At 44.4% G+C, this 8,925-nt stretch carries 8 protein-coding genes and 1 other RNA gene; 2 read left to right on the top strand and 7 right to left on the bottom strand.

All coding sequences use genetic code 11. From position 1 onward, the window contains the following. The first annotated feature begins 222 nt into the window (after nt 1–222). On the top strand, nt 223–1,647 hold the full coding sequence (locus NFR99_RS13780; RefSeq protein WP_330642215.1) for a plasmid recombination protein: 1,425 nt from the start codon (nt 223–225) through the stop codon (nt 1,645–1,647). A gap of 159 nt (nt 1,648–1,806) precedes the next feature. Here NFR99_RS13780 and ssrA read toward each other — a convergent pair. The 4 genes from ssrA to secG all read right to left on the bottom strand — a co-directional run bounded on the left by ssrA (nt 1,807) and on the right by secG (nt 5,193). Further along, nucleotides 1,807–2,154, bottom strand: a transfer-messenger RNA (tmRNA) gene (gene ssrA, locus NFR99_RS13775). 128 nt (nt 2,155–2,282) lie between these two features. Continuing rightward, entirely contained in the window at nt 2,283–2,747 is a 465-nt protein-coding gene (gene smpB, locus NFR99_RS13770; RefSeq protein WP_120486239.1) for an SsrA-binding protein SmpB, read from the bottom strand. Then, on the bottom strand, nt 2,748–4,880 hold the full coding sequence (rnr, locus tag NFR99_RS13765; RefSeq protein ID WP_135976445.1) for a ribonuclease R: 2,133 nt from the start codon (nt 4,878–4,880) through the stop codon (nt 2,748–2,750). It abuts the gene before it with no gap. 76 nt (nt 4,881–4,956) lie between these two features. Continuing rightward, nucleotides 4,957–5,193, bottom strand: a complete 237-nt coding sequence (gene secG / locus NFR99_RS13760; protein ID WP_120486237.1) for a preprotein translocase subunit SecG — start codon at nt 5,191–5,193, stop codon at nt 4,957–4,959. Between the two features lie 155 nt (nt 5,194–5,348). Between secG and eno the strand changes: the two genes are divergently transcribed. Continuing rightward, nucleotides 5,349–6,599 (top strand): phosphopyruvate hydratase, encoded by a 1,251-nt coding sequence (gene eno / locus NFR99_RS13755; protein WP_120486236.1) that lies wholly within the window; start codon nt 5,349–5,351, stop codon nt 6,597–6,599. A gap of 54 nt (nt 6,600–6,653) precedes the next feature. Here eno and NFR99_RS13750 read toward each other — a convergent pair whose 3' ends face one another. The 3 genes from NFR99_RS13750 to NFR99_RS13740 all read right to left on the bottom strand — a co-directional run. Next, the gene (locus tag NFR99_RS13750; protein WP_251353936.1) at nt 6,654–6,968 is read right to left on the bottom strand and encodes a DUF3837 family protein; all 315 of its coding nucleotides are present in this window, start codon (nt 6,966–6,968) and stop codon (nt 6,654–6,656) included. Nucleotides 6,969–6,970: 2 nt separating this feature from the next. Then, on the bottom strand, nt 6,971–8,512 hold the full coding sequence (gene gpmI, locus NFR99_RS13745) for a 2,3-bisphosphoglycerate-independent phosphoglycerate mutase (RefSeq protein WP_135976447.1): 1,542 nt from the start codon (nt 8,510–8,512) through the stop codon (nt 6,971–6,973). A gap of 77 nt (nt 8,513–8,589) precedes the next feature. Continuing rightward, nucleotides 8,590–8,925: WCX domain-containing protein (locus NFR99_RS13740; protein WP_251353935.1), on the bottom strand; the 336-nt coding region annotated here is incomplete at its 5' end.

Raw genomic sequence — 8,925 nt, 5'->3', positions numbered from 1 at the left:
TCAAGGGAGTGCAACTCCTTGCAAAATTATCGAAATTTATTTCGATGTATTTTGCTACAGCGAACGGAACGAGATACCTTTTCGGGAAAGAAATAACCTACCGCCATAGACAGCACAACTTGGCAAAAGCCAGAAAATAACCGGACAAAAAAATACAGAAAAAAATCAAAAAAACACTTGACAAGGCATTGTATTCTGAAGTTTTTCGATTATCATTAAGGTATGATAATAAGAAATGAGGTGGTTAAAATTGGTTATTTATCATTTGACGCCAGTGTAAAAATTCATTATTCCGGCAAATACACAAGCACAAAAACAAGTAAATCTGGAAACATGGGGATTGCCGGATATATCCGGCATATTGACAGGAGTGCGGACAAAATGAATAGCTGTGAGGTACAGCATAGTAACCCTGATATAAATTCTGACCTCACATTAGAAAACGAATCTTATTATAAAGATTCTAACGGAGAATGGCAGAGAACAAGCCGCTCTAAAGATATGGAAAATGCAATTAACAGACGTATTGAATACGCAAAAGAGCATGGGGCAAGGATTTCCACAAAAGGAAAAAATGATACAGTGATTGTCCGTCCGCTTGTTCTGCAAATGGGTAACGATTCAATTACAGGACATGAAAATACATGGATGTGGGATTTAATTGGGATTCTTGAAAAAGAATTTGGGACAGACAATATCACTGGTTTTTCCATCCATAAGGACGAAACAAACCCACATATTCATGTTTGCTTTGTCCCTTGCCACGAATCAGAAAAAAACGGAAAATTGAAATGCACGATTTCACAAACGAAATTTTTTCATAACCCAAAACAATTAGCCGGGTTACATAATAAATTCCGTAAAAAATTACTGGATAAAGGCTATGACATTGAATTAGAAAACAAGCCGATTGAAGAAGTTCTGGCATGTTATTACGATAAAGACGGAAAGTTCCATCAGCAGGGGCTTACTCCCGATATGTTAAAGCGACTTAGTAACAAAGAAATTCAACTTAGAATGGAGATGATTAGAATGAGAATCAGAGAAGAGGATTTAGATATTCTTGAGAAAAATATCCGTGAAATGAAAGAGCAGGAAAAAGCCAGAGAGGAAGAAATGGAAAGAAGATTTGAAAAAGAGCGTGAATCTTTATCTACGCAACAGACCGCACTTGAGAATGACAGGGCAACTTTACAGAGTAAAGAATATGACCTTTTGATTAAAGAAATGAAAGTACAGAGAATGGAAGAAAATGCAGAAAATACAAAAAGAGAAGCAGAGGAAATGTTTGAAAAAGCCGCTTCTATTACTGAAATCTGTAATCAGATTCTTTCAGAGGAAAAACACTTAAATGCTAAGTTCTTGGAGTTTTTAAAACGTGAGGACGAACGGACAGGCAGACATACACATGATGCTGTAGTGAATTGGTTCAAGAGATTTCAGAACGAACGCAAAAAGAAACACACGAACGGTTTATCTGATTTATTTGATTTCGATTATAAGACGAAAGAATTATTGGAATCGGGAAACCGGGTTAGGAATGAGCGTTTGAGAAACAGAAATTCCAATGCAGACAGCACGACAGACAACAGTCTGAATATTATTGACATTATCGGCACAAATACAGATTATGATTTTTCAGCATAAGTCGTTAAGAACAAACATGACCCACGATACAGAGTATCGTGGGTCATGTTTGTTTCAGACTGTAGACAACCTATGCTGTCTTTATTTTCGCCAATACACTAAGCAGAACATATTCCTGTATATGACAATTTCATATGCAGGGTTCGACTTAATGCGTTTAAGTGGAGCTGAGGGGAATCGAACCCCTGTCCGAAAGCCCATCCATCAAGGCATCTCCCATCACAGTCATTATTTTGACATTCCCTCTATCTGACGCCTAATGACAAGCTTCAGATTTCAGTAGCTTCATCAATTCTTCCGTACCCTCAAAGCTTTAGGAACGAAGTGCCTCACATCATTTGATGCCGATGGCTCAGGCTGTGAGTAACCCAAGGTCGACAGCAGCCCTTAGGCTGCGTACGCTAAATTTTCGTCTGCGTTTATATTTAGTTTCCGGTTTACTGTGCGGTCCCGGCCCGCAGATGGCTTCCCTGACTTCAAAACCCCCGTCGAAACCAGTACAACCCCTTTATCGTGTACTGTCGGCAGACGTTCTGCTTAACGGTAAATCCGTTCAGATATTTCTCATCTAATCATATTTCTCCCTCTGTGTCAAGAGCAATCTTACACTTTTTTCAGAATTTTTTCAGAATGAATTAAAGATTTTTCACCTTGAACTCCTTCTCTGCCTCACGCCTCTGGTCGCGCTTTGCGATATCCTGGCGCTTATCATGAAGTTTCTTTCCTTTTGCGATTCCGATTTCCACTTTTACAAGACTTCCTTTAAAGTAAACTTTAAGCGGCACCAGCGTATACCCTTTTTCTGCCATCTTTCCGGTAATCTTATTGATTTCATATCGATGCATCAGAAGCTTTTTCACCCTGAGCGGGTCTTTGTTGAAAATATTTCCTTTTTCATAAGGACTGATATGCATCCCGTACACAAAGACTTCCCCATTCTCTACCCGGATAAAGGACTCCTTAATACTGCATTTTCCCATGCGCAGAGACTTTACTTCTGTTCCATGAAGGGCAATCCCTGTCTCATAAGTTCCCTCTATAAAGTAGTCATGATACGCCTTCTTATTATTTGCAATTAGTTTCACTGACTGGCTTCCCACTTATTCCTCTCCTTCCTCCGCGATTTCAAAATCAACAGTCCCGGATTCCTTATCTGCGCCCAGAACGCGGACTTTCACTTTCTGTCCCAGTTTATATACTTTTCCGGTGTCTGCGCCTGCCATATCATAGGTTTCTTCCCTATAGTAATAGCGGTCGTCATACAGACTTGTCACATGAACCATGCCCTCGATGGTATTCGGCAGCTCTACATAAAAGCCCCAGTTCGTAATGCTGCAGATTACTCCCTCGAATACTTTGCCTGCAAACTGTTCCATATACTCTGCCTTTTTCATTTTCTCCACTTCACGCTCTGCCTCGTCCGCGCGGCGCTCTGTCTGGCTGGAATGTGCCGCTGCTTCCGGCAATATTTCGCTATAATGAGCCGCCCGTTTTTCATCCATCCTCCCTCTCAGCGTATCTTTGATAATCCGGTGAATCTGCAAGTCCGGATATCTGCGGATGGGAGATGTAAAGTGGCAGTAATACTTTGCCGCCAACCCAAAATGCCCGGTACATTCCACCGTATACTGTGCCCGCCGCATGGAACGCAGCGTCAGACGGCTGATGAGCGCCTCCTCGGGCGTATCTTCTATCTTTGTCAAAAGTTTCTGCAGTTCTTTCGGGTGAATCTCATCTCTGGTATTTTTGATGAAGTATCCAAAATTGTTGATAAACATTGCAAGCTGCTGAATTTTCTCCGGGTCAGGGTTATCGTGTGTCCGGTATACAAACGGTATCTCCTGCCAGAAGAAATCCTGCGCCACTGTCTCATTTGCCAGCAACATAAAATCCTCAATAATCTTTGTCGCCGCATTCCTGTCGTATGGCTTAATCTCTGTAGGATGCCCCTGCTCATCCAGGATAATTTTCGACTCCGGAAAGTCAAAGTCAATAGACCCCCGCTTTTTCCTCTTTGCCCGCAGAAGTCCCGCCAGTTCTTCCATCATCCTGAACATCGGCACCAGCTCCCGGTACTCTTCCTGCTCTTTTGCATCGCCTTCCAGAATCTTTTTCACACTGGTATAGCTCATCCTGCGATCTACGCAGATAACTGTTTCTGCAATCCGATGCCCTACGACATTTCCCTGTCTGTCTACATCCATGAGACAGCTAAGCGCCAGCCTGTCCCGGCCCTGATTCAAGGAACAGATTCCGTTTGACAGCCGATGAGGAAGCATGGGAATCACACGGTCTACCAGATACACACTCGTTCCCCGTTTCTGTGCTTCCCTGTCAAGCGCACTGTTCTCCTGCACATAATTCGAAACGTCCGCAATATGCACGCCCAAATGGTAAATATCGCCTTCCATTGTAAGCGATACCGCGTCATCTAAATCTTTCGCATCCTCTCCGTCAATCGTTACCATCTGCCAATTTCTGATATCCAGCCGCCCGGCACAATCTGCCTCGCTTACCTCACAGCTCACGCGTTCTGCCTGGTTCAGCACCTTTTCCGGAAATTCCATCGGGAGTCCATGAGAATATACCACGGACAGAACATCTGTACCCGGGTCATTCAGGTGTCCTATAATCTCCCGTATCCTGCCCTCCGGCTTCCTGGACTCGCTGCCATAGTCTGTAATCTCCACTACAACCTTATGCCCGTTTACCGCGCCTTTAGAATGCTCTGCCGGAATAAAAATATCTTTCGTAAACTTTTTATTGTCAGGAACGACAAAGCCGAAATTCCTGCTTTCCTGGTAAGTTCCTATGACTTCCGTAACCTCGTGAGACAATACTTTAACGATAACGCCTTCCCGGCGTTTCCCGGTTTTCCCTCTTAACAGAGAAACCTGCACTATATCGCCGTGAAGCGCGTTGCCCTGATTTGCTTCCGAAATAAAAATATCCTCTTCAGAATCCTCCGTCTCCACAAACCCGAACCCTCTGGCATTTCCCACAAATTTCCCTGTCAGTACATGCTCTTCTGCTATTCTATATTTGCCGCGTTTGCTCTGCTCTATTTTTCCGTCTTTAACCAGTTCATCCAAAACTTCCAGAAGCTCGCCGCGATTTTCCCTGGGAATCTGAAGGATAATCGCCAGCTCCTTAATTTTCATAGGCACATACTGCTTATCCTTCATCAGATTTTCCAAAACCTGTTTCCGCTTCTCTAATAAATTTTTCTCCATCTATTTTCTCACTTTCACATCTGTCTTATAAGGTAAAAAACACTCTTGCAGTATCTACAAGAGTGTCTTAGTATCCCTAGAAATTCAGATTTAATACAATCGATAAAGCAATAAATCCAACTGCTAAAAACTTCGTAGCTTTTACAAGAGCTCCTTCCATGGAACGTCCCTTGTTCTTTCCCCAGTAAGTATCGGAAATACCCGATATGCTGCCAAGTCCTGCGGATTTACCCTCCTGCATCAGCACGATTACTGTCAACCCGACGCTGATGAGTATAAAAACAATCTGAAGTACCAGTCTTAAAGTCTCCACTTCCTACACCTCCTATGTTAAACAAAATAAGTCTACCATAGAAGACGCAGCTTGTCAAATAGTTTCCGCCATAAAAGCCTATCTTTTCCAAATACCGAAAAGCATATCTTAAAAGAAAAAGGACACACTATCCCAAAAAGGAGGTGTATCTTTTTATGCATCAATATGTATCAATTGCAGATGTTTATGCACGGGAAATCCTGGATTCCAGGGGAAACCCTACCGTGGAAGTGGAAGTTATGACTGACAGCGGCATTGTCGGCAGGGCAGCCGTACCGTCAGGCGCTTCTACCGGACAGTTCGAGGCTGTTGAGCTCCGGGACGGCGGAAAACGCTATGGCGGATTAGGCGTCGAGACGGCTGTCCATCATGTAAACTCTGTCCTGGCAGACGCCATTATCGGAGAAAATGCCCTGGAGCAGAAGAAAATTGACGATTGCCTGACACGTGCCGACGGCACAAAAAATAAGTCCGCCCTTGGCGCAAATGCTATTCTCGGCGTGTCCATGGCAGTGGCGGACGCCGCCGCTAAATCCCTGGAAATCCCGTTGTTCCGCTATCTGGGAGGCATGCATGCACATCTGCTTCCTGTTCCTATGATGAATATCTTAAATGGCGGATGCCATGCGGATAATACTGTAGATTTGCAGGAATTTATGATTATGCCTGTGGGCGCAAAGGATTTTCGCGGGCGGCTGCAGATGTGTGCAGAAATTTACCACACATTAAAGCATCTTCTGAAAGAGCGTGGATTATCCACTGGCGTGGGTGACGAAGGCGGATTCGCACCGAATCTCCCAAACTCTGCCGCTGTCCTGGAATTAATCTGCGAAGCAGTAGAACGCAGCGGCTACCGTATGAAAGATGATATCGTCATCGCCCTGGACGCGGCAGCCAGCGAGCTGTATGAGGAAGAAAACGGGCAATATTACTTCCCTGGCGAGGGCGTCCGCAGAAGCTCAGATGAAATGGTAAGCTATTATGAAGACTTGGTAAATAAATTTCCGATTGTTTCCATTGAAGACGGCCTGTTCGAAGATGACTGGGCTGGCTGGCAGCGTCTGACCGACGTACTGGGCGACCGCATCCAGCTTGTAGGGGATGATTTGTTCGTTACAAATACTGAACGGCTGAAACGCGGAATCGAGCTTGGCGCCGCTAATGCCATTTTGGTAAAGGTAAACCAAATCGGCACTCTGACGGAAGCTTTTGATGCCATCGAAATGGCGCAGAGAGCCGGATACCGGACAATCATTTCCCACCGCTCCGGCGAAACGGAGGATACCATGATTTCCGATATTGCAGTCGCAGTCGGCGCCGGACAGATTAAAACAGGAGCCCCCTGCCGCGGTGAGCGTACCGCAAAATACAACCAGCTTTTAAGAATCGAAGAACAGATTCAATAGAAAAGCGGACTGTCTCAAATATATTTTTGAAACAGTCCGCTTTTCAGTCTCACGCTATTGCATAAGTTTTCTTATCTCATCTGTAATCGCGCCCTCTACCCGGCATTGCACCAAAAGCTTCAAAAGTCTGTCCATCGTGGGATTTTCCGCATATTCTCCACGTTTTCCCTGAAAATAAGGCGTCAGCTTTTCCCTTGCCTGCTCTACCTTCGATGCCTCCCGGAACTCCTGCCAGACACGATCCGGAGCTCCAGTCTCCTTTAACGCCCTTGCACATGCACAGCAGTATTCCGCTTCCGAAATCAAAGAACATTCCGATTTACAGTTCATCTTAATCTGAACCGCCTGCTTTACAATCTCCAGTATCATAATTACTTTTTCTGGAGAAGGGACTTTCCTGTCATTTCTTTCGGCTGCTCCATACCCATCATCTCAATCAGGGTCGGTGCGATATCTGCCAGGCATCCGCCCTCGCGCAGCGTATATGCACTATCATAATTTACCAAGATAAATGGCACCGGATTTGTAGTGTGTGCAGTAAACGGCGCGCCTGTGCCATAATCCACAAGCTGCTCTGCATTTCCATGATCTGCGCAGATGAACATCTGACCATCTACGGATTTTAACGCTTCCACTGCTTTTCCCACACACTCATCAACAGCTTCTACTGCCTTGATAGCAGCGTTTTCGATTCCTGTATGGCCTACCATATCCGGATTTGCAAAATTAATGATAATCATATCATACTTGCAGGATTTAATCGCTTCTACTAGTTTATCGCATACCTCATAAGCGCTCATCTCCGGTTTCAAATCATAAGTAGCCACCTTCGGAGATTTTACGAGAATCCTGTCCTCCCCTTCATTCGGCTCTTCAATGCCGCCGTTAAAAAAGAATGTCACATGCGCATATTTCTCGGTCTCTGCGATTCTTGCCTGCGTCTTTTTATTTGCTGCCAAAAATTCACCAAAAGTATTCGTGATAGATACCTTATGGAACGCCACTTCTTTGTTCGGGATTGTCTCATCATACTCAGTAAAGCATACATAAGTCAAATCCAGTTTTTTCTCTCTTGCAAATCCGTCAAACTCATCGCAGCAGAACGCGCGGCTGATTTCTCTTGCACGATCCGGACGGAAATTAAAGAAAATGACGGAATCTTTATCTTGAATCACAGCAACCGGAGCCCCATCTTTCTGTACAACCGTCGGAAGCACAAACTCGTCATTTGTCCCTTCTTTATAAGACTGTTCCACGGCGCACACACCGCACTCTGCAGTCTGTCCGCTCCCCTTTACCATAGCATTGTACGCCAGTTCAACCCTGTCCCATCTGTTGTCACGGTCCATCGCATAATAACGTCCCATAACCGTAGCAATTTCACCCACGCCGATTTTCTTCATCTCATCACTTAACTGCTGTACAAAGTCCTTGCCGGATGCAGGCGGCGTGTCGCGCCCGTCCAAAAAGCAATGTACATAAACCTTCTCCAGGCCTTCTCGTTTCGCCAGCTCCAGCAAACCATAAAGATGTGTATTATGGCTGTGCACACCACCGTCAGAGAGAAGTCCAAACATATGGAGCGCAGAACCATTCTCTTTCGCGTTCCTTACTGCATGGAGAAGCGCTTCATTTTTAAAGAAATCCCCATCCTGAATCTCTTTCGTAATCCTGGTAAGCTCCTGATATACGATGCGCCCCGCGCCCATATTCAAATGCCCTACTTCTGAATTTCCCATCTGTCCGTCCGGAAGCCCTACTGCCATCCCACTGGCATTTCCCTTTACAAAGGGGCACTCAGCCATCAGCTTGTCCATCACTGGGGTTTTTCCCTCAGCCACTGCATTCCCCTCTGTCTTTTCATTCAAACCGTATCCATCCAGGATCATTAAAACTGTAGGCTTTTTACTCATATCTTTTCTCCTTTATTTAAATATAGAATCCATAGTTCTTTTCTAATGCTTTATTGTACATGATTTCTTTAGTTTCGTCAATTTGCAATCTGGTTATTCGTGCCATTTGATTTGCAATAATGCTGATGTAATTCGTGTATTTTTTGCTGCATTATTTTTATTAGCTCCACTGGTTCTAACACAGTGGCGTTATTCCCAAACGGCAATATATAATCAGCAACCCATTCTAAAGCAGCACGGTTTATTTCCATGTCGATTATCCCGCCTCCCGTTGAAAATGTTTTCAATCCGCTTGCAAGTAAACACTCACTTTCACAGCGTTTGACGCCTATATCCGTCAGTTGGATTTTCATGTGGTAATCGTTTTTAACCTCTGTTTTTTCAAGATATTCTTGAATTGACGCAGGAATAGG

Origin of the sequence: Hominisplanchenecus murintestinalis, from assembly GCF_943193015.1 — a bacterium.
In the GTDB taxonomy this organism is placed as follows: Bacteria; Bacillota; Clostridia; order Lachnospirales; family Lachnospiraceae; genus Hominisplanchenecus_A; species Hominisplanchenecus_A murintestinalis.
Note: the sequence above shows the minus strand (reverse complement) of the source record. Positions and strands in the feature narration are given on the sequence as shown.